Here is a 20054-nt window from a genome sequence, read left to right as displayed (position 1 = left end):
CTTATTCAGTAACTGGCGCGGGCGTCGTCGTCCGCGGATGAAATATAGGTGGCGGCCAGGGCCTCGCTGCCGCGGGCCAGAAGCGCGACGTCGGCGCCGACCAGGATGAAGTCAACGCCCGCCGCGATGTAGCGCCGGGCGGTTGCCTCGGCGAAAGCGTTCACGCCCACCGGTTTGCCGGCGGCCTTGATTTCGCGGATGCAGTGTTCGACGGCGGCCACCACATCGGGGTGGTCCTGCTGGCCCAGATAGCCCATGGAGGCGGCGAGGTCTGAGGGTCCGATGAAGAGCCCGTCCACGCCGTCGACGGCGGCGATCGCGGCCACGTTCTCCACGGCGGCAGCCGTCTCGATCTGCACCAGCAGCGTCAGGGTTTCCGCAGCATTCTGCAGGTAACCATCGATCCTGTTCCAGCGCGAGGCGCGGGCGAGGGCGCTGCCCACGCCGCGGATGCCGTGCGGCGGGTAGCGGACGGCCCGGACCAGGTCGGCGGCCTGTTCCGGGGTGTCCACCATGGGGATCAGCAGGTTCTGCGCACCCAAGTCCAGGTACTGCTTGAGCAGCACGGGATCCCCCGACGGCGGGCGCACCACTGGGGCCACCGGATAACCATGCACGGCCTGCAACTGTGCCAGCAGGGATTCCAGCCCGTTGGGGCTGTGCTCGGCATCGATCAGCAGCCAGTCCAGGCCGGAACCGGCACAGATTTCCGCGACCAGCGGGCTGCCGGAGCACACCCACATGCCGGTCTGGCGGCCGCGGGCGGCGAGCCGTGCGGCGAAGGTTTCCTCTACTCGAAGCGGCATGTGATGGTTCCCAACGGTCCGTAGTCGGCAAACACGGTGTCGCCCTTGTAGACCCACATGGGCCGGGTGAAGGAGCCGGCGAGGATAATTTCCCCGGCTTCCAGCGAGGTCTGATGCGCAGCCAGCTTGTTCGCCAGCCAGTACACGCCGGCGGCCGGGTGGTTCAGCACTCCGGCGGCCACACCGGTTTCCTCGATGCCCTGGTTGCGGTAGAGCAGGGCGGAGACCCAGCGCAGGTCGACGTCGGCCGCCTTCACCGGGTTCCCGCCCACCACCATGGCGCCCATCGCGGCGTTGTCCGCGATGGTGTCCACGATGGTCCGGCCTTCCATCTCGATCCGGGAATCCAGGATTTCCAGGGCGGGAACCACGTAGTCGGTGGCATCCAGAACGTCGAAGATCGTGCAATGCGGGCCGGCCAGCGGTTTGCCCAGCACAAAGGCCAGTTCCACCTCGATCCGGGGGTGGGTGTATTCATCCCACTGCACGGTGCAGCCGTTTTCCAGCACCATGTCATCGAGGATGACGCCGTAGTCCGGTTCGGTGATGCCGGTGGCGGCCTGCATGGCCTTGGAGGTCAGACCGATCTTGTGCCCGGCGAGCCGGCGGCCGGAGGCCAACAGCCGGTCCGCCCAGAGGTTCTGCACCGCGTAGGAATCCGCGATGGTCATCTCGGGATAACGGGCGGTCAGCAGCGGAACCGGGGTCCGGGTCCGCTTGGCTTCGACCAGCTCATCGGCCACCGCCTGGAGAGTTGATTTATCTAGCACCGCACTGCTTTCTGTTCGGATGGCTGGTTGGAGTGAGCCTGCTTAGAGCTGGGAGCCGACCTTGTAATCGGTCTCGTCGCCGCGGGTGTAGGAGAAGCCGTCAGCACCCACGGTCACTTCCATTTCCGAGGAATCGGTGCGGGCCACCAGCGGCTGCGGGTTGCCGTCCAGGTCCAGGACCAGGGAGGCCTCGGTGTACCAGGACGGAACCACGGGGTTGCCCCACCAGTCGCGGCGCTGGTTGTCGTGGACGTCCCAGGTGATGGTGGGGTTGTCCGGGTCGCCGGTGTAGTAGTCCTGCGTGTAGATCTCGATGCGGTGATCATCCGGATCCAGGATGTAGAGGTAGAACGCGTTGGAGACGCCGTGCCGGCCGGGGCCGCGCTCGATCCGGTCGGAGATGCGCAGGGCACCCATCTTGTCGCAGATCTGGATGATGTTGTGCTTTTCGTGGGTGGCGAAGGCAACGTGGTGCATGCGGGGGCCGTCGCCGCCGGTGAGGGCGGTGTCATGGACGGTGTCCTTGCGGTGCATCCAGGCGGCGTAGGTGACGCCGTCGGAATCCTTGATGTCCTCGGAGACACGGAAGCCCAGGTCCTCCAGGTAGGCGCGGCCGCGGGGCACGTCGGGGGTGACCTGGTTGAAGTGGTCCAGGCGCACCAGCTCACCGGCGGAGTAGAGGTCGTAGCGCTGGGTCAGGCGCTCCACGTGGTCCACGTGGTAGAAGAACTCGTACGGGAAGCCCAGCGGATCCTCCACGCGGACCGAGTCTCCCACGCCCTTGGTGAAGCCCTCGGCCCGGCGTTCGGTGCGGCAGCCCATTTCCTTGTAGTAGGCCTCGGCCACGTCCACGTCTTCGGGGGTGCGCACGCGGTAGGCGAAGGACGCGACGGCGGCGACGGGTCCCTTGCGCAGCACCAGGTTGTGGTGGATGAATTCCTCGAGGGAACGCAGGTAGATCACCTCGTCATCCTCTTCGGTGACGTGCAGGCCCAGGACGTCCACGTAGAACTCACGGGACTTCGCCAGGTCGGTGACGATGAGCTCCATGTAGGCGCAGCGGACAATGTCCGGCGGCTGGATGCTCGGCGTGGGGATCGGGTTGGGGTTGATGGCTGAAACGCTCATGAGGTTGCTCCTTTGCAAACGGGGTAAAAGTGTTGGGGAGGCTTAGCCGGCGACCGTAGCGGCGTCGTCGGTCCCGAACTTGGGAGTGTGGACCTTGCCGAGCGTGATGTGCACGGCCTGCTGGTCGGTGTAGAAATCGATCGAGCGGTAGCCGCCCTCGTGGCCCAGGCCGGAGGACTTCACACCGCCGAACGGGGTGCGCAGGTCGCGGACGTTGTGGCTGTTCAGCCACACCATGCCTGCCTCGGTGTTCTGCGCGAAGTTGTGCGCGCGGGTGAGGTCCTGTGTCCAGACGTAGGCGGCCAGGCCGTACTTGGTGTTGTTGGCCAGTTCCAGCGCCTCGGCTTCGGTGTCGAACGGGGTGATGGCTACGACGGGTCCGAAGATTTCCTCCTGGAAGATCCGTGCGTCGGGAGCGACGTCGGCGAAGACGGTGGGAGCAATGTAGTTGCCCTCCTCCAGGCCTTCGGGGCGGCCGCCGCCGGCGAGCAGCCGGCCTTCGGTCTTGCCGATTTCCACGTAGGAGGCCACCTTCTTGAAGTGCTCGGGGTGCACCAGGGCGCCCACCTGGGTCTTCGGGTCATGCGGGTCGCCGACGACTATGGTCTTGGCGCGGGCGGCGAAGCGTTCGCAGAACTGGTCGTAGACCGGGCGTTCCACCAGGATGCGGGAGCCGGCGGTGCAGCGTTCGCCGTTGAGCGAGAAGACACCGAACAGGGCGGAATCGAGGGCGGCGTCCAGGTCTGCGTCAGCGAAGATGACGCAGGGGCTCTTGCCGCCGAGTTCCATGGACATGCCCTTGAGGTTCTCCGCGGCGTTGCGGAAGATCGTCTTGCCGGTGGTGGTCTCGCCGGTGAAGGAGATCAGCGGTACGTCCGGGTGCTTGACCAGTGCGTCACCGGCTTCCTCGCCCAGGCCGTTGACCAGGTTGAAGACGCCTGCGGGAACGCCTGCTTCGGTGAAGATGTCCGCCCAGAGGGAGGCGGAGAGAGGGGTAAATTCAGCGGGCTTGAGCACAACGGTGTTGCCGGTGGCAAGGGCCGGGGCGAGCTTCCAGGATTCGAGCATAAACGGGGTGTTCCACGGGGTGATGAGCCCGGCGACGCCGATGGGCTTGCGGTTCACGTAGTTGATCTGGGAGCCGGGGACCTTCATGGCGTCGTCGAACTGGGCGACGATCAGGTCAGCGAAGAAGCGGAAGTTCTCAGCCGCGCGCAAGGCCTGGCCCTTGGCCTGGGTGATGGGCAGGCCGGTGTCGAAGGTTTCCATTTCCGCCAGGCGTGATTCCTGGGCTTCGACGGCGTCGGCGATCTTGTTCAGGATGCGGGCGCGTTCGCGCGGCTTCATCTTCGGCCACGGCCCGTTGACGAAGGCTTCGCGGGCGGCAGCGACGGCGGCGTCGATGTCTTCCTTCTGGCCTGCAGCTGCGGTGGCGTAGTTCTTGTTGGTGACCGGATCCAGGACGTCGAAGGTGGCGCCGTTGACGGAGTCCACAAACTTGCCGTTGATGAAGTGCTGGATATGGGTGGGGAGGTTCTCGGGGACGAAGTGTTCAGCCATGGGGTTTCCTCTTTCTGCGTTGAAAGTTCGTGGTGGATCTGGATCAGATGGGTGACGGGGGCTGGCCGTTTTGGGCCAGGAAGGCGTTGAGCGTATTGGTGCGGTGCGCGCGGGCGGCGTGCTCGACGTCGGACGCCGGGGCGCCGGATTCGATCAGGTTCAACAGGTTCTCGTGTTCTTCCACCGAGGCGTGGGCCCGGCCCGGCACGTACCGGAAGGTGGAAGTGCGCATCCGGCCCAGCCGTGCCCACCCCCGGTGGACGAGGTCCAGGATGTGCGGATTGGGGCAGGGTCCGTACAGCAGGGCGTGGAACTCGGTGTTCAGCTGCGTGAAGCGGATCGGGTCGAAGTTTGCCAGGACCTCGTGCATCTGGTTGTTCAGGTCCCGGGCCTGCGCCAGATCCTCGGTGCTGATGCTCGGGGCGGCCAGCGCGGTGGCGGCACCCTCGATGATGCTGAGGGTCTGCATGGTGTGCAGGTAGAGATCCGGGTCGATGCCGGCCACGGTGGCTCCGACGTTGCGTTCGAAGTGCACCAGGCCTTCGGCTTCGAGCCGGCGGATGGCTTCCCTGACCGGCACCACGCTGAAGCCCAAGTCGTTGGCGATACTGCTGAGCACCAGGCGGTAGCCGGGGCTCATTTCACCGCCGAGGATGCGGGTCTTCAGCTGTTCGTAGGCCTGCTCCGATTTGGAGCGGGTGCCTGTGCCTGTGCCGGTGCTGCTCACGCCTGTTCCGCCGCCCAGGCCTCGTACTTTTCCTTCCACGCCGCGTTCATCGGGTAGAGGCCGTCCACGCTGTGACCGGCCTTCACCATTTCGGCGATGAACTCTTCCTGGTGCTCCTGCTTGATGCAGGCTTCCACGAGTTCCTCGGCGATGGCCGGCGGGATGACCAGGATGCCGTCGTCGTCGGCCACGATGATGTCGCCGGGCTGGACGGTGGAGCCGCCGCAGGCGATGGTGATGTCCGTGTCCCAGGGGATGTGCCGGCGGCCGAGGACGGCGGGGTGCGGGTTGGCGCAGTAGACGGGCAGGTCAAAGCTGGCGACGGTGGAGTAGTCGCGGACGCCGCCATCGGTGATGATGGCTGCGGCGCCGTTGTGCAGGGCGCGCAGGGCGAGGATGTCGCCCAGGGTACCGGTGCCCTTTTCGCCGCGGGCTTCCATGACCAGCACTTCGCCGTCGCGGACGGAGTCGATGGCGCGCTTCTGCGCGTTGTAGCCGCCGCCGTGGGTCTTGAACAGGTCCTCGCGGTTGGGGACGTAGCGCAGGGTACGGGCGGTGCCCACCACCTTGCAGCCGGTCTTAGTGCCGGTGAGGCCGTCGATGGAGACGTTGTTCAGGCCGCGGGCACGCATCTGCGAGCTGAGGGTGGCGGTGGCGACCGATTCCAGCTTCGCCTTCAGCTCGGGGGTGAGGGTTTTCTGCTCTTCCACGGGCGCCAGGCCGGCCTTTTCCGCGGAACCCCAGGCTTCTTCGCGCTGCTTGTCGTCAATCTTGGGCTGCGCGCCGAAGGTGGCCAGCGGCGTCGTGCCCTCGGTCACCGTGGTGGTGAGGCGGCCGGTGGTTATGTCCGTGGCGGGGACGTCCACTTCGATTTCCATGACGTCGCCCGGGACGGCCACGGAGGCGCCTGCGGGGGTGCCGGTGAGAATGATGTCGCCAGGCTCAAGGGTGAGCAGCTGGGAGAGGTCGGCCACCAGCTGGCTGAACGGGAACAGCAGGTCTGCGGTGGTGTCGTCCTGGGCGAGTTCGCCGTTGACCCAGGTACGGATGCGCAGTGCTGCTGGATCGATGGCGGCGGCGTCGAGGATGGCGGGGCCGACGGGGGTGAAGCCGTCGCCGCCCTTGGAGCGGAGGTTGGAGCCTTTGTCTGCCCAGCGCAGGTCGTACACGCCCAGGTCGTTGCTGGCAGTCACTCCCCCGACGTGGCTCCAGGCATCCTCGATGCTCACGCGGCGGGCGGTCTTGCCGATGATCAAGGCGATTTCGCCTTCGAAGCCGAGCAGTTCACAGCCGGCCGGGCGCTCCACGCTGCCACCGGTCAGGGCCAGGGAGGTGCCGGGCTTCAGGAAGTAGGAGGGCTGCTCCGGAGTGCGTCCGCGTTCTGCTGCCCGCGAGGGGTAGTTGATGTGGACGGCGATGACCTTGCCGGCCTGCTTCAGCGTGTCCGTGGTGGCTACGTTGCTCGGGGACATGTCTCTCCTGGATCAAGTACGAAATCGTATATCATCCAGAGTGCCATGTGGTGCGGGTCACGTCAAGGCGGATGAAGCTCAGGCTTCAAGCCCAGGTAGAACGGTGCAGAAAGGCATACCGAGATCTACATTGGCGATCGCCCCTGGGCGCCGAATCGGAGTGGACTAGTGGCGCCGTGGCTGACTACTGCTCCCCCTGCGCGACGAGAGTCTGTTTCTCGACCGTCACCATGTAGATGGCCACTTACCTGGTGACTGGGGCTCCGATGTGGATGCAACTCCTCGAGGGCGGAGGCCAAAAGGATCCGCTTCTACAGTGAACACAAGTGGTGTGGATCACTTCCGGAAGGCCTGCCTCATCGCACTGAACGCGATCCTAAACGGCGGCAGCGAGGCCACCTCCATGGCCTCGCTGCAGGCGATTCTGCTGTTCGCTTCAGCCTATGTAGCCGAAGATTTCGTTCCAGATGGCCTGATCGTCCTTTCCGTATCGCGCCAGGTCCTCCGGCATTCCGCGGCGAGGAAGCCCTGTGTCAATGGCAGGCAGCTGGATGTCCATCACCACGGGAGGCGGCGCATTCGAATCGGCCGGATATTCGCCAATCTGGGAGAACACGCTCGCTCCGCGCTTACTGAGGTTCCAATTCATGAACACTTGGGCAGCCGCGGGATGCTGCGCCTCCGGAGTCATGCCGAGGAAATAGTCGTAGAGTGCAAATCCCTCTTCAGGGACCACAAACTTGACCGGAGCGTTGTTGCTAGACGCGATGTTCACACTGCTGACCACGGCCGTAGCTACCAGGATCTCACCCCGTGACAGGCTCTCCTGCTGCGCACCCGAGGAATCAAAAATCCGTGGCTGCTGTGCGGCGTAGCCTCTCAGATAGTCTTCACCGAGTGCATCAAGTTGGAAGCGAACCAGGGAAGCCGAGCTACCGCCGGCACCGACCTGAGTTGTGCCAATCTTTCCTTTCCACTTCGGATCCAGCAGGTCCTGCCAGGACTTGGGTGCATCGGCCTCGCTGACCAGTGCAGTGTTGTAGGCGAAGGTGAAGGCCGGGTCGAAAACACGGTAGAAACTACCGTTTTCGTAGGCAACCGTCTCATCCAATTGGTCGAAATTTGGCACCTTGTAGGGAGTGAAGGCGCCGGCTTCATTCATGGCTGACACCGAGGAATACTCGGAGGTTCGGATCACATCGGCTCCGAGTTTGTTGGCCCCCTGCTCGCTGAGCACGCGCTCCAACAGGCGGTTGGGCACCAATCGGACGAGGTTCACTTTGATGCCAGTGTCCTGGGTAAAAGCCTTAATAACTTCCTTTTCACTATTTTCCACGTAACCGCTATACAGGCTTAGTGAACCCTCGGCCTTGGCTTTCGCGAACAAGTCGCTGTCCGCCACTGTTTCACCGTCGATTACGAGTCCTGCGGTAGTGGAAAGTGATTCGGCCTCGCCGACTAGAGTGACGGTTGTCGGTGCGCTGCAGGCGCCGGCCGTGACCGCCAATACAGCTGTAGCCACCATTGTCGTTACTGTTTTGCGGATATTCTTCATCGTGCTTCTCCGTTGGTTGCGCGTGCCCCAAAGGCCTTAGCGATAAGAACCAGTGTCAGAATGACCAGAATGTAGAGCAGGCTCGTTGATGCCGCGGAGCGAAGCGCACCGTTGTCGTAGTTGTCAAAGACCACGATTGCCAGCAGCCGGGTATCCGAGGTGAAAAGGAACAGCGCAGCGGACAGCTCGCGCATCGCCAGCATCAGTAAGAGCAGGATGGTGGACATGACACCTGTCTTCATCAACGGCAGTGTTACGTACGAGACTGCACGAGCTCGAGTTGAGCCTAGAAGTACCGCACTGTCTTCAAGGTCTTTGTCCACCTGCAGAATGCTGGCAGACATGCCCCGATAGCCCTGGGGAAGATATATCGCTATGAAGGCGATAATCAGGACCACGATGGTCCCGTACACGGGAAACGGCAATACTAGCCAGGTCCAGAGAAGGCCAAGACCCATGACGATTGCTGGGATCGCCAAGGGAAGCATAGCCACGAACTCCAGGCTCTTCCGCCCAGGCGTCTTAGTTCTGTACACGATGTAACTGAGATAAAAGGCTAGGGCGGCACCCACGACTGCGACACATGCCGCCACTACGACGCTATTGCGTGCCGCATCGAGAAATGTCGCGGACTGCAGCGTTTGGAAAAGCGACCAGAACGAGAGCGCATCTTCACCCCACAGCTGGCCAAGATTCGATACGTAAGGCGAGGATTGCAGGGAGGCCAGCAGTAGGGCCACCACTGGCAGCACGATTGCCAGGGTGAAGTACACCATGGCAAAGGCCAGCCCTGCCCAGCGGAGTTTGCCGATGTCCATCATCCGAGGTTTCATGCCTTTGCCAGAGACCGTGGTGAAGTTCCTTTTCATCACGACGCGCTGCTGAATTGCGGTGACCGCTATCAGAATGACGGTCAGGACCACAGCCACGGCGGCAGCTTCATTACCTCGTGCTGGAGCCGAGTTCATCAGGCGGTAGATGAAGGTGGGAAGTGTTTCGATCTGGCCTGGCGTGCCGATCATCTGTGCGACTGGAAAATTCTCCATTGTCAGGGCAAAGATCAGAACACCGGAACCGAGAATGGCGGGGGTGACGAGCGGGAAGGTAACGGTGCTCAAGATTTTTTTGAGAGAGCCTCCATGCACACTCGCGGCTTCCTCAAGGTCCGGGTTCATGAGCGTCATGGCGCCGTGAATGAGCAAGAACGCATACGGTGCGTAATACAAAGCCAGGACGAGTATCAAGCCGGGCATCGTGTAGACGTTGAACACGTTGCCCATGCCGATAGCGCGTGTGAGCAGGTTCAAGTATCCCGTGGCGGGTCCGGCAAGAAGGGACCAGGCAAGGGCGCCCACTAAGGAAGGAAGAAACATCGGCGCTATCCCAATGAAGTAGATAACCGCTTTACCCCAGACATTGGTCCTGGCTGCAAGGAAGGCCAAGGTTCCGCCAATCAACATGGCAAGCACCGATGCACACATTGCCACCACCAGGGAATTTCCCATCGCCTTCACTGACTGGTGTGAGGCGAGGACATTGAAATTCTCGAGCGTCAGGCCGTTGAGCCCGATCGATCCCGGCCGCGGCGTGGAACTGCTGAACGCAGAGATCAGTATCAGTGCCACCGGCATGAGAATCAGCATTGCCAGCAGTGCCAACATGAGCCACGTCGGCATGGATCGTCTGAGTTGACCGGCCAGGCGATTTTTTGTCAGGTCCCCCCGCTTCTCAACGGGTGGCATCCCCTGCTTTTCTGACAGGTCGGGCAGGTCAGTGATGGGCGCGGACATCAGGCCACCTCGGCGGGGAGTATCTGGACGTCTGAGGGGCTTGCCGTCACCCAGACCCTGTTGCCTTTTTCGGCCCGTGGGCCGTCGCGGCGGGAAACGAGGGCCTCGATGGCGGGGCCTCCGTCGAGCTCGATCATGTATCTGACATTTGACCCCTGGTAGCTGGACACCGACACTTCACCGGCCCAATTGTTGGAGTCAGCCTCAGACCGGCTTGGGGAGACAATGATGTCCTCCGGACGAATACAAGCCTTAATCGCATGGCCATCCAGCGGGTAGTCGACAGTCGATAGTTCGAGCTTGTGATCCGCCATTTTGTACGTTCCCGGCTTGCCGTTCTTCTGCACCGAGAAGATGTTAGTCACCCCGAGGAAATCTGCAATGGACGCGCTCGCAGGGTTTTCATAGATCTCGCTGGGACTCCCGACCTGAGCGAGTTTCCCGTTCTGCATCAGTGCTATACGGTCCGCGAGGGCCAAAGCTTCGCCTTGGTCATGGGTGACGTAGACGCTAGTAAGATTCAGCTTCTGCTGCAGGGCGCGAAGTTCAATCCGCAAACGGTCTCTGAGCCGGGCATCTAGATTAGAGAGGGGCTCGTCCAGCAGCAGGACGCTGGGGCGCATTACGAGGCTTCGCGCCAATGCCACTCTTTGCATCTGCCCACCGGACAGAAGGCTTGCGCCACGTTTTTGGAGTCCATCCAGACCTACGAGTTCGAGTGCTTCGTCGACGCGGTCCATAACCTCCTTCTTGCCCAGCTTCTTCATTTGGAGAGGAAACGCAACATTTTCGAAAATGGTTCTATGAGGCCATACGGCGTAAGACTGGAATACCATGCCTACATTGCGTTTGTGGGAAGGGATGTTGATATTCTTCTCGCTGTCGAACACCACCTGGTCTCCAATGGTAATTCTGCCCCGATCAGGGGTTTCCAACCCGGCGATGCACCTCATAGTGCTAGTTTTGCCGCAGCCAGACTTGCCCAACAGCACCAAGGAATGTCCGTCCTCGATTTCAGCATTGATGCCTTTGACCGCATAAGTATCACCATATTTCAGGTCGATGTTTTCCAAGGTAACTTTCATCGTCCGACTCCTTTGTCTAGATATATCTTGATCAGTTAGGCACTATTCCGAACTGCTGCAGTCTCTCGAGTAAAGATAATGGACTCACTGATGACGCGGGCTGCCCTCTCCAGTCCAATCCGGATCGGGTGGCCGGACGGGTTGAGCGTTGCGACGGTGGCTATAACCCCAGCGGCTGTGCCGATTCGCAATGAGACGGCAGAGCCGCTCGGTTCCAGACGCACTCCGCCTGCAAGCGCGGCGCTGACGACAGTGCCGGCAGTGATAGCGGCGGTGGCAATGCCGACGGCGGAGGTCAACCCAATGGCCGGATGCAAGGTATGCATTGAGAGCGTGCGGACCGACACGTCATACGCGGTGCCGCTGACTAGCTGGCCGGCCGTCGTGAAAAAATCGGCAGGAGGACCAACGATTCCTACCTTGGGCACCGCATGGTTGACTGGTGAGCCGGCACCCCTGAGCCCCATGCGCACAGCCGCAATGTTCCGTATCTCGGTGAGGACCGGAATAGTTTTCGAGAGGTCAGCCAGACTTTCGCTTCCATGGAGGCCCAGAGACTCGGCCGCCACCAGGACCATCGGCGCTCCCGCATCGATCATGGAGACCAAGAACCGCTGGCCACCGACGGATAGCTCCTCGCATGCGTTTTGGGTGGGCAGTGTTGAACCGGTGCTGCCACCGGCGGGGTCAAGGAAAGCAAGAGTGACAGGTACTCCGGTGGCGAGCGTGCCGGGAACCTGCGCATCGCCAAAGGCCGGTAGTTTGCCGTCCGGGGTTGTTACATCAGCTTCAAGGCGAGTGCCGGTGTTCAGGTTGCGCATCCGGACGAGCGTTATTCCCGACGTGGCGTGAACAAAACCATGGTCGACTGCATAGAGAGCAATAGCGGTGGCGCAGTTTCCACAGTTACTGCCCCATTCAACGCTGTCATCGCCAATCCCCACCTGGGCGAAAAGATAGTTGACATCCACGTCGTCTTCGGAGGCGGCCGAGATGACCGCAGCCTTGGAGGTTGTGGATGTACCCCCTCCAACGCCGTCGATCTGGCGTGGGTCAGCGGCGTTGAAAGTATCGATAAGAAGGGTTTCAAGCTGGTCCCTTGACGCTGGAACATCTTGGCTGTCGAACAGCCAGCACTTACTGGTTCCACCCCTGACCAAGGTTGCTGGAATTCTCATTGGGTTTCTCGATTCGAACGAAGTAGGTTTGTTGGCCGCCATGAGTTTCCCCGCTGCGGTCATACCTACCTTTGACGCCAAATGCGTTGAGAACAATGTGCAATCTCTTGAAGTGGCTTAACTTGAACTACACTCTGGGACATGAACCTTGATGTTCGTCGCCTGTTCCTGCTTGCCGAAATTGCCGAGCATGGATCCCTGACCGGAGCCGCAGAAGCACTGATGTACACGACATCTGCGGTCTCCCAACAAATGCGTCGTCTTGAAGCAGAGGCCGGGCTGGTGTTGTTTGAGCGGCACGCGCGAGGCGTTGTTCTCACCGACGCCGGCGACGCCCTTGTGGCTAGAGCTCGGGCTATCCAACGTGAGCTAGCAGGCGCCAATATCGACCTCGAAGCCCTGCGAGGGCTACGAGCGGGCAGTCTACGAATTGGGTCCTTCCCCACGGCATCTTCGTCCATATTGCCGCTTGTTCTCACCCAATTCGGCAGAGAGCATCCCGGTATCGCAGTGTCTGTTAAAAGCGCGCTAAGGGACGCCCTGCGTGAGCTGTTGCTCATGCGTGAGGTGGAGTTGGCCCTGCTTTGGGAATACGACTGGAGTCCGTTCATCGAGGAGGGAATTGAGACCCAAAAGCTCGTGGACGATCCAACCGTACTGGTGGTGGCGCGGACTAGCGATGTTGGGCGAAGTGGTCCAGTGGATCTCAGCTCGCTTGCTTCTGCCCGCTGGATTATCCGGGCGGACGGACATCCCGTCGCAGATGTACTGACCAGAAGCTGCCACGCTGCCGGCTTCGCGCCAGACATTTCGTATGACGCCCATGACTACCAGGAAGCTCAGGCAATGGTGGCAGCGGGGCTCGGCGTCGCTCTGGCTCCTCGGCTCTCACTCACGAACCTTCGAGACGACGTTCGACTGGTGCCGCTCGATCCACGGATACCCGTTCCGGTGCGCCGTATTCTGTTAGGTCACCTCAAAGGACGGAAGGCAACACCTGCAATGCTTGGCTTCCGGAAAACCCTGGAAAAGGCCGCTGGCGCCATGCCTCAAGCCTTCGACCACCCGGGCCAGCTCGGCTCGGTCAACGCCAGCACGAGCGGAGTTTCCTAGGGCAACCGCAGGAGCGGGCTGCAAGTTTGGCCAACGCCACGCTCTGGATCTTGAACCGCCGCATTGCTAATCCCGCCCGCCGCGGTCCCCTTAGAGGAAGGCCAGCGCTGCGGACCCACTCAGCCAGCCGATTCCTGAGAAGGGATGTGAGGGCCTCAATGTAGCCTCGAACGCCGTCGTCAGACATGATGGCCCTCTTTATATCGGTCCAGTGGGTTGCAGACGCGGGGACAATTCGGGGCTCTGGGGGTTTGGCCCCCTACTGTTACCCGAGGGGACCTCCAGGGTGTCATCAACGTTCGAGGCAGGTGTTTCACGCTAGTCTCGCCAAGAACCCCGCAGAGCCTCGACGCCATCCAACAGCACATCGAGCCCCACGGCAAATTCGGCGTCGTAGTCATATCCTTCCCTTGCCAGCTCCCCCACCACTTCGAGCAGATACGGATACCTGGCCGCCACTTCAGCGGATTCAGCATCCTGGGTTGCCGCGGCAGCCGCAGCCGACTCCTCCGGTGTCTCGAAGGAGAGCGTTTTCTGCTGCAGGGCGAAGCCGTACACGTAGGCATCCAGCAGGCTCATAACGTGGACGGTGGTGCGGAACGAAAACCCGCTCTGCCGCAGACATCCCAGCATCGCGTTGTGCTGCCGCAGGTTCTCTGGTCCCGGGCGTCCCGCTGCCTCCATCAGACCCACTGCCCAACGGTGCCGGACGAGAGCATCGCGGAGAGAGACGGAACGATCACGCACTCCCTGCTTCCAGCTGCGCGCGGGGTCAGGCTCCGTGACCTCGCTCCAGACGAGATCCACCATACCCTCGAGCATTTCCTGCTTGTTGGCCACATGCTTGTACAGCGCCATGGGAACCACCCCGAGCTCCTGCGACAGGGTGCGCATGGTGAACCCCTCGATACCCACCTGGTCAGCCAGTTCGACGCCGGCGCGCAGCACGGTTTCCCGGTTCAGGCGCGCTCGGGACACGGATGGCTGCTGCCGGTCCTTGGATACCTGTACCAATGAGGCCACCTTCCTGGGAACTGATGCTTGACAAAGTGTACGTCATACACCTAGGTTCATCGCACACGGTGTACTTCGTACACCTTTGGCGATGGGAACACCATGCAAGCCTCCAATCGGACAGCCCGGATCGCCGGGATCCTCTTCGTCCTGACCTTCATCTCGGCCATCACCGGGGCCGCCCTTTACGCACCGCTGCTCACTAACCCGGACTATCTCACCGGTCCCGGCGCGGACACCCGGATCCTCCTCGGCGCCGTGTGCGAACTGGTACTGATCATCACCAACATCGGCACCGCCGTCGTACTCTTTCCCGTGCTGCGCCGCTACAGCGAGACGGCGGCGATTGGCTACTTGGCGGCCAGGATTGTGGAATGCACGTTCATTGCCATCGGCATCCTCAGTCTCCTGGCGGTGGTGACGCTGCGGCAGATCGCCGGTGCCGACGCCGCGGAGTATCTGCCCGTTGCCCGGGGCCTGGTGGCCGTGCATGGCTGGACGTTCCTGCTGGGCCCGGGGTTTGTGGTCGGCATCGGGAACGGGCTACTGCTGGGATTCCTGATGTACCGCTCGCACCTGGTGCCGCGGCCGATGGCACTGTTCGGCCTGGTTGGCGGTCCGCTGATGTCCGCTCTCCGGCATTGCCGTGCTCTTCGGAGCCTATGGACAGACCTCGGTTCCCTCTGCCCTCGCTACCCTGCCGGAGATCATCTGGGAGTTCTCACTGGGGATCTATCTGACGTTCGTCGGCTTCCGCCGGCCGCGGAACCCCGGGACCACCGCATCAGCTCTCAAAGAATCGCCGGCGACGGGCGCCACTTCCAAAAAGCGCCATGCGGCACGTGGTTGAAGTTGTTCGCCGCCGAGCACAGTGGGGCACCGCCAATCTACCTGCGGACCTCAATCCTCAGCGGCGAGCAGAGCCGGGTCAGCCAATCGGCGTCATCCGGCAGTGCGAACGCCCTCCCGTAGGCCGGGTCCACTGCGAAATCATCCTCACGCACGCGGTCACCGAAGAACACATAAGCCTTCTCCGTGTCGCACTGGCGACTCATCCAGGCGATGCCCTCAAAACCCGCCGCATGCGCAGCTTCCGCCCACAGAACAGTCTCCGCGTAGCGGCTGGCCTGCGTCCGCGTTACATCCTCAGCGGAGGCCCCCATTGTCCTGAATCCAGCCCCCATGAACGATGCCAAGCGGAGCGGCCGCTGCGCTATCAACCGGCCCATCACCTTGTTCTGGTAGTCCCCCGGCAGCAATGCCCCACCGCCGGAAGGAATGTCATGCAGCAGAGTCTCGGATATCGCAGCGATCTCTGATTCTCCGGCGTAGAGAACCGGGATGGCCGGGTCTCCGAAGAATGCAAAGCGGGTCGGAGTCCCGAAGCCCGGATTGAAGGTGCCCGCATGCCTGTCCGGGCTGTTGCTGAACAGCCGGTACAGGTGCGCCCCTTCGTCCAGTATGTGTGTGTCGGCGGTGAGTGGTCCGGAAGGGCCAGCAGTCACCACTCGACTCCGAAGTGCCCTTGCGCAGCTGCCAGGACAGCGTCAGCGTCCTGCAATCGGTCCACGGGCCGGTCCCCTTCGAGGTAGCCGGACGGGAGGCAGATCCACTGGGCAAGGTCCTCGTCGCTGCGGCGGGCGAAGTGGGCCAGCTGGATCAGGGCGGGGATCACCTTGTGGACGTCCCCGTACTTGTCGAACTGGAACCCCGGGTAGAGGACGGCGTTACCGCGGCGGACCCCAAGCAGCTGCCCGCTCTCGCGCCGGTCGTGGGCGAGGGTGCTGCGGCCCTTGGCGCGGGACCCCAGGGCCCTGGAGGCATCTTGAGCCTTGAGCAGCCCAAACTCCTGCTCCATGGCGCGCCAGGCGTTCTCCGTGGCCATGGCTCCTTGAGCCAGTTCAGGTGTAACAACGGCGGAGAGGGACGCCAGCGCGGGGCGGAGGGCATCGAGGCTGCGCTGCGCGTTGACGACGGCGTCCAGGGCAGGCGCCAGAGCCTGTGAGCGGCGCACGAGAACTTCGACCAGCAGATCGACGCCGACATCCTGCGCTTCGATCATCTGGAGGGCATTGTCCAGTGCGTCCTGACGGCTATCCGGGTCGCTGGAGGATTGGTTCCGGGCGTGCGTGGGATGGAGTGTCATGTGGCTCTCTCGCGGCGGGTTCCGACATTTCCTACGTTTTATTCTAGCGTCGGCAGTGTTGGATGGGGAGTCTACACGACCAAGCAATGGCATGGCGCCCGTGCCCGTGGCCTAGAGGGTCAGCAGCACTTTGACGGCGCGGCGTTCATCCATGGCCCGGTAGCCCTCCGCGGCGTCGGCCAGCGGCAGCGTGAGGTCGAAAACCCGGCCCGGATCGATCTGCCGGTCCCAGATCCGCTGGATGAGGTCGGGCAGAAAGCGGCGCACGGGAGCGGGGCCTCCGAGCATGTGGATCTCAGCGAAGAACAACTCCAGCCCGGGAAGAGCGACGTCATGAGAGACGCCCACAAAGCCCATATGGCCGCCCGGCCGAGTGGAGCGAACAGCCTGCATCATTGACTCCTGCGTACCCACGGCCTCCACTACCGAATGGGCGCCGAGCCCGTTGGTCAGGTCCTTGAGCGCAGCCACCCCCGCATCACCACGTTCGGCGATGATATCGGTGGCACCGAAGCCACGGGCGAGCTGCTGGCGTTCGGGGTGCCGGCTAAAAGCGATAATCCGCTCGGCACCGAGCTGTCGTGCGGCCAGGACTGCCAAAACGCCGACGGCGCCGTCCCCCACCACGGCGACGGTTTTACCTGGGCCGGCCTCGGCCGCCACGGCGCCGAACCAGCCGGTGCCCAGGACATCGGAGGCCGCCATCAGTGAAGGCAGCAGGTCCGCCGGCGGAGCTTCCGGGGTGGCCACCAAGGTGCCGTCGGCCAGCGGAATCCGGGCGAACTGCGCCTGGGTTCCCATCATGCCCATGGGCACGGCATTGACGCAGCGGCTCTGGTAACCGGCCCGGCAGATTTCGCAGGTGTTGTCGGAGGCCCAGAAGGAACCGACGACGAAGTCCCCGGCCTTGATGGTCCGCACCTCGGGTCCAACCTCCTCCACCCAGCCGATGTATTCATGTCCCATGGGTGCGTTATGGGCGTCCTCCACGCCCCGGTACGGCCACAGGTCCGAACCGCAGATGCAGGTCGCTGCCAACCTGATCACCGCATCGGTCGGTTCTTCAATCGCTGGATCGGCCCGGTCCTCGACGCGTACATCTCCTGGTGCATGCAGTACTACGCCACGCATGGTCTCTCCTTCTGCGGTGAATTCTCTCCCTTTCAAGGACAGCACCGGCACAGACGCATGGGTAGGTACGGGACCCCCTGAGTTCCCGCTGCCATGGTGATGGAGGCCTGCGTTTACGAAACGTCATGGATCACGCACACCTGCACATAGTGTGGTGACGCAGATCACGAAACCGTTTACGTAAACCGTTTGCGTTCATCATCCAAAGGAGGATGACCTTGGCAACCATCAGGGATGTCGCGAAGTATGCCGGTGTATCACCGGCCACCGTGTCCCGGGTCGTCAATGGTCTTGTGGGCTACTCCGAGGAGACACGCCACCGCGTCGAAGAGGCGGTAACCCGCCTCAACTATGAGACCGATTTCATGGCACGCGGGCTTAAGACACGACAGACGTCGGTGATCGGGCTCCTCGCCCCCATGGTGTCGGACGCTCTCGCCTCCCAGGTCATGCGCGGGGTGGAGGAGGCGGCGCGTGAGCAGGGGTATGCCGTCATGCTCGGCCGGACGGGATCACAGTCGGTCTTTATCGACGGTTACCTGCGGACGCTGCGGACCTACCGGGCAGCAGGCGTCATCCTGATTTCCGCCGTCATCACGCAGGAAATGCGGCAGATCCTCGGCCCGAACATTCCTATTATTTCTGTCGCCATCAGTGACAAGTCCGGCTCCCCCAGTGTCTCCATCGACGACGAGCGGGCGGCCTACGACGCCACCAGGTATCTGTTGTCCCTTGGGCACCAGCGAATTGGCCTGCTCGGCGGAGATCCGGCGTCGGTCTTCGTAGCGCACCCGCGGCAGCGCGGCTACGAACGGGCCATGACTGAGGCCGGCCACTTGCCCGTCGTCGCACACGGAACGTTCTTTTATGACAGCGGCGCCCCGGGCCTCGGTGACCTGTTGCGGCAGGAACCGGACCTCACCGCCGTATTCGCCGTCAGCGACGAAATGGCCGCCGCCGCCGTCAACGAACTGCAAGAGCGCGGTCATCGTGTTCCGGACGATGTTTCAGTGCTCGGCTTCGACAACACCTCGACGTCCCAGCACGTCCACCCGCCGCTCAGCACCGTGGCCCAGCCCCTGGAGGAGATGGGTAAGACGGCGGTCAAAAAGCTTCTGCGCACCCGCGACCTCGGGCCGCGCATCATGCCGCACTCAATCATTGCCCGCGGGTCCACCGGTCCGCCGCGTCAATAAAGCCAGTCCAGATCCCAAGCATCATCCGCCACTACAAGGAGCACAGCATGAGGCAACGACGCCACTCCCGACAGATTCTCCTCGGAACAGCAGCACTGACCATCTCCGCCCTGGCACTCAGCGGTTGCGGCGAAAGCAGCGGGGAAGAACCGGAACCGCAGCAGGATGCAGCCGAGGCCTTCGAGGGTCGGGGCCCCATTAACTACGTCTCGTCCAGGGACGCCTCCGGTGCCGCGCAGGACAGCATCGACAAATGGAACGCAGAGCACCCGGATGAGCAGGTCACGTTCGTCGAACTGCCCGATTCCGCAGACCAGCAGCGCCAGCAGCTCGTGCAGAACGCCCAAATTGAATCGGATACGTTCAGCGTCCTGAACCTCGACGTCGTCTGGACGTCGGAGTTCGCCGCAAACCGCTGGATCCTGCCGCTGCCGGAGGATGCGCTGCCAACGGACACCATGGTCCCAGCTGCGGTGGACACCGCAACATACCGCGATACGCTCTACGGCGCTCCTTATTACACGGACGGAGCCCTGCTCTACTACCGCACGGACCTCCTGCAGGCGGCCGGTATCGATGCACCTCCCACAACGTGGGAGGAGATGACGGCGGCGTGCGAGAAAGTACTCGCCCTCCCCGACACCGAGGGCATGTCCTGCTACGCGGGGCAGTTCGACAAAAACGAGGCCCTGACGGTTAACTTCACCGAGGCGGTCGGATCTGCCGGCGGCCAGGTGTTCGATGCTGAGGGCACCCCGACGGTGAACACCCCGGAAGCGCTCGCCGGCCTGACCCAGCTCACCGACGCCTTCGACGAAGGCCTCGTTCCCAGCGACGCCATCACCTATATCGAGGAGCAGGGCCGCCGCGCTTTCCAGGAAGGCGAGCTGGTGTTCCTGCGCAACTGGCCGTTCGTCTACTCGTCGCTGATTGCAACGGACGGGTCCAGCTCGGTCGCAGACAAATTCGGCATCAGCTCGGTTCCCGGCATCGGTGACAACCCGGGAGTCTCCACACTGGGCGGCCGGAACCTCGCGGTCTCGCCATTCACGGAGAACAAGGCAACGGCACTGGACTTCATCAAATTCTTCACGAGCGAGGAAGAGTCAAAAGCACGCCTGGACAAGAGCTCGCGGGCTCCCGTCTACCCCTCGCTACTCGAGGATCCCGCCGTCGTCGAGAAGCGCCCGTTCTACCCGACACTCCTGGAATCACTGGAGAACGCGCAGGCGCGCCCTCAGGTTGTCCAGTACGGCGCGACGACGACGGCAATTCAGGAGGAGGCGTACGCAGCCCTCGCCGGGGAGAAGGATCCGGAGACGGCGCTCTCCGACATGCAGGCGAAGCTCGAAGAGCTCTCGGCCGAATAGCCGGACCGGCGGC

General features: G+C 62.7%; 18 protein-coding genes. 4 read left to right on the top strand and 14 right to left on the bottom strand.

What is annotated here, in order from left to right; genetic code table 11:
• Positions 1-5 precede the first annotated feature (5 nt).
• The 10 genes from CXR03_RS08805 to CXR03_RS08760 form a co-directional block, all read right to left on the bottom strand.
• Positions 6-806, bottom strand: coding sequence for an HpcH/HpaI aldolase/citrate lyase family protein (locus tag CXR03_RS08805; RefSeq protein WP_181034536.1), 801 nt, complete (start codon positions 804-806; stop codon positions 6-8).
• Positions 791-1576 carry a 2-oxo-hept-4-ene-1,7-dioate hydratase gene (gene hpaH, locus CXR03_RS08800; protein WP_104103414.1) on the bottom strand — a complete coding sequence of 262 codons (786 nt, stop codon included), beginning with the start codon at positions 1574-1576 and terminating at the stop codon, positions 791-793. Before hpaH ends, CXR03_RS08805 begins: the two co-directional genes overlap by 16 nt.
• Positions 1577-1618: 42 nt before the next feature.
• Positions 1619-2704, bottom strand: a complete 1086-nt coding sequence (gene hpaD, locus CXR03_RS08795) for a 3,4-dihydroxyphenylacetate 2,3-dioxygenase (RefSeq protein ID WP_104103413.1) — start codon at positions 2702-2704, stop codon at positions 1619-1621.
• Between the two features lie 42 nt (positions 2705-2746).
• Positions 2747-4264: a 5-carboxymethyl-2-hydroxymuconate semialdehyde dehydrogenase gene (hpaE, locus tag CXR03_RS08790; RefSeq protein WP_104103411.1), complete on the bottom strand. Its 1518-nt coding sequence runs from the start codon at positions 4262-4264 to the stop codon at positions 2747-2749.
• Positions 4265-4307: 43 nt separating this feature from the next.
• Complete coding sequence (locus CXR03_RS08785) at positions 4308-4991, bottom strand: GntR family transcriptional regulator (RefSeq protein WP_258073569.1); 684 nt, start codon at positions 4989-4991, stop codon at positions 4308-4310.
• Positions 4988-6463: a fumarylacetoacetate hydrolase family protein gene (locus CXR03_RS08780; RefSeq protein WP_104103410.1), complete on the bottom strand. Its 1476-nt coding sequence runs from the start codon at positions 6461-6463 to the stop codon at positions 4988-4990. Before CXR03_RS08780 ends, CXR03_RS08785 begins: the two co-directional genes overlap by 4 nt.
• Positions 6464-6899: 436 nt before the next feature.
• Entirely contained in the window at positions 6900-8018 is a 1119-nt protein-coding gene (locus CXR03_RS08775; RefSeq protein ID WP_104103408.1) for an ABC transporter substrate-binding protein, read from the bottom strand.
• A complete protein-coding gene (locus CXR03_RS08770) occupies positions 8015-9808 on the bottom strand; it encodes an iron ABC transporter permease (protein WP_258073568.1) in 1794 nt (597 codons plus the stop codon). Before CXR03_RS08770 ends, CXR03_RS08775 begins: the two co-directional genes overlap by 4 nt.
• Positions 9808-10893, bottom strand: coding sequence for an ABC transporter ATP-binding protein (locus CXR03_RS08765; protein WP_104103407.1), 1086 nt, complete (start codon positions 10891-10893; stop codon positions 9808-9810). The genes CXR03_RS08770 and CXR03_RS08765 overlap by 1 nt, the downstream gene beginning before the upstream one ends.
• Positions 10894-10928: 35 nt before the next feature.
• Positions 10929-12113, bottom strand: a complete 1185-nt coding sequence (locus CXR03_RS08760) for a PrpF domain-containing protein (RefSeq protein WP_219816214.1) — start codon at positions 12111-12113, stop codon at positions 10929-10931.
• A gap of 99 nt (positions 12114-12212) precedes the next feature.
• Between CXR03_RS08760 and CXR03_RS08755 the strand changes: the two genes are divergently transcribed.
• Positions 12213-13184, top strand: coding sequence for a LysR family transcriptional regulator (locus tag CXR03_RS08755; protein ID WP_104103404.1), 972 nt, complete (start codon positions 12213-12215; stop codon positions 13182-13184).
• A gap of 318 nt (positions 13185-13502) precedes the next feature.
• Here CXR03_RS08755 and CXR03_RS08750 read toward each other — a convergent pair whose 3' ends face one another.
• Positions 13503-14162, bottom strand: coding sequence for a TetR/AcrR family transcriptional regulator C-terminal domain-containing protein (locus CXR03_RS08750; RefSeq protein WP_258073567.1), 660 nt, complete (start codon positions 14160-14162; stop codon positions 13503-13505).
• 138 nt (positions 14163-14300) lie between these two features.
• On the opposite strand from CXR03_RS08750, the gene CXR03_RS08745 reads away from it, so the two are divergent.
• Positions 14301-15170: a DUF4386 domain-containing protein gene (locus CXR03_RS08745; protein WP_258073566.1), complete on the top strand. Its 870-nt coding sequence runs from the start codon at positions 14301-14303 to the stop codon at positions 15168-15170.
• Here CXR03_RS08745 and CXR03_RS08740 read toward each other — a convergent pair.
• The 3 genes from CXR03_RS08740 to CXR03_RS08730 all read right to left on the bottom strand — a co-directional run bounded on the left by CXR03_RS08740 (position 15086) and on the right by CXR03_RS08730 (position 17475).
• Positions 15086-15703, bottom strand: coding sequence for an RES family NAD+ phosphorylase (locus CXR03_RS08740; RefSeq protein WP_181034535.1), 618 nt, complete (start codon positions 15701-15703; stop codon positions 15086-15088). The two genes, CXR03_RS08745 and CXR03_RS08740, sit on opposite strands and share 85 nt — an antisense overlap.
• Entirely contained in the window at positions 15700-16344 is a 645-nt protein-coding gene (locus CXR03_RS08735) for a hypothetical protein (protein WP_104103401.1), read from the bottom strand. The genes CXR03_RS08740 and CXR03_RS08735 overlap by 4 nt, the downstream gene beginning before the upstream one ends.
• A gap of 111 nt (positions 16345-16455) precedes the next feature.
• Entirely contained in the window at positions 16456-17475 is a 1020-nt protein-coding gene (locus CXR03_RS08730) for a zinc-dependent alcohol dehydrogenase family protein (RefSeq protein ID WP_104103400.1), read from the bottom strand.
• A gap of 218 nt (positions 17476-17693) precedes the next feature.
• Here CXR03_RS08730 and CXR03_RS08725 point away from each other — a divergent pair, with 218 nt between their 5' ends.
• Together CXR03_RS08725 and CXR03_RS08720 are read left to right on the top strand one after the other, a co-directional pair.
• Complete coding sequence (locus CXR03_RS08725) at positions 17694-18671, top strand: LacI family DNA-binding transcriptional regulator (protein WP_181034534.1); 978 nt, start codon at positions 17694-17696, stop codon at positions 18669-18671.
• Positions 18672-18718: 47 nt separating this feature from the next.
• Entirely contained in the window at positions 18719-20041 is a 1323-nt protein-coding gene (locus tag CXR03_RS08720) for an ABC transporter substrate-binding protein (protein ID WP_104103397.1), read from the top strand.
• Positions 20042-20054: the final 13 nt, after the last annotated feature.

Source organism: Arthrobacter sp. 08Y14 (genome assembly GCF_002929455.1).
Lineage (GTDB): Bacteria > Actinomycetota > Actinomycetes > Actinomycetales > Micrococcaceae > Arthrobacter_B > Arthrobacter_B sunyaminii.
This window is presented reverse-complemented; position numbering and strand designations above follow the sequence as displayed.

Bases quoted from the DNA above. Each gene is read 5' to 3' on its own strand.
- CXR03_RS08780 (WP_104103410.1), bottom strand. From the start codon at position 6,463: ATGTCCCCGAGCAACGTAGCCACCACGGACACGCTGAAGCAGGCCGGC.
- CXR03_RS08730 (WP_104103400.1), bottom strand. From the start codon at position 17,475: ATGCGTGGCGTAGTACTGCATGCACCAGGAGATGTACGCGTCGAGGAC.
- CXR03_RS08755 (WP_104103404.1), top strand. From the start codon at position 12,213: ATGAACCTTGATGTTCGTCGCCTGTTCCTGCTTGCCGAAATTGCCGAG.
- CXR03_RS08720 (WP_104103397.1), top strand. From the start codon at position 18,719: ATGAGGCAACGACGCCACTCCCGACAGATTCTCCTCGGAACAGCAGCA.
- CXR03_RS08770 (WP_258073568.1), bottom strand. From the start codon at position 9,808: ATGTCCGCGCCCATCACTGACCTGCCCGACCTGTCAGAAAAGCAGGGG.
- CXR03_RS08805 (WP_181034536.1), bottom strand. From the start codon at position 806: ATGCCGCTTCGAGTAGAGGAAACCTTCGCCGCACGGCTCGCCGCCCGC.
- CXR03_RS08775 (WP_104103408.1), bottom strand. From the start codon at position 8,018: ATGAAGAATATCCGCAAAACAGTAACGACAATGGTGGCTACAGCTGTA.
- hpaE (WP_104103411.1), bottom strand. From the start codon at position 4,264: ATGGCTGAACACTTCGTCCCCGAGAACCTCCCCACCCATATCCAGCAC.
- CXR03_RS08760 (WP_219816214.1), bottom strand. From the start codon at position 12,113: ATGGCGGCCAACAAACCTACTTCGTTCGAATCGAGAAACCCAATGAGA.
- CXR03_RS08765 (WP_104103407.1), bottom strand. From the start codon at position 10,893: ATGAAAGTTACCTTGGAAAACATCGACCTGAAATATGGTGATACTTAT.
- CXR03_RS08745 (WP_258073566.1), top strand. From the start codon at position 14,301: ATGCAAGCCTCCAATCGGACAGCCCGGATCGCCGGGATCCTCTTCGTC.
- hpaD (WP_104103413.1), bottom strand. From the start codon at position 2,704: ATGAGCGTTTCAGCCATCAACCCCAACCCGATCCCCACGCCGAGCATC.
- CXR03_RS08735 (WP_104103401.1), bottom strand. From the start codon at position 16,344: ATGACACTCCATCCCACGCACGCCCGGAACCAATCCTCCAGCGACCCG.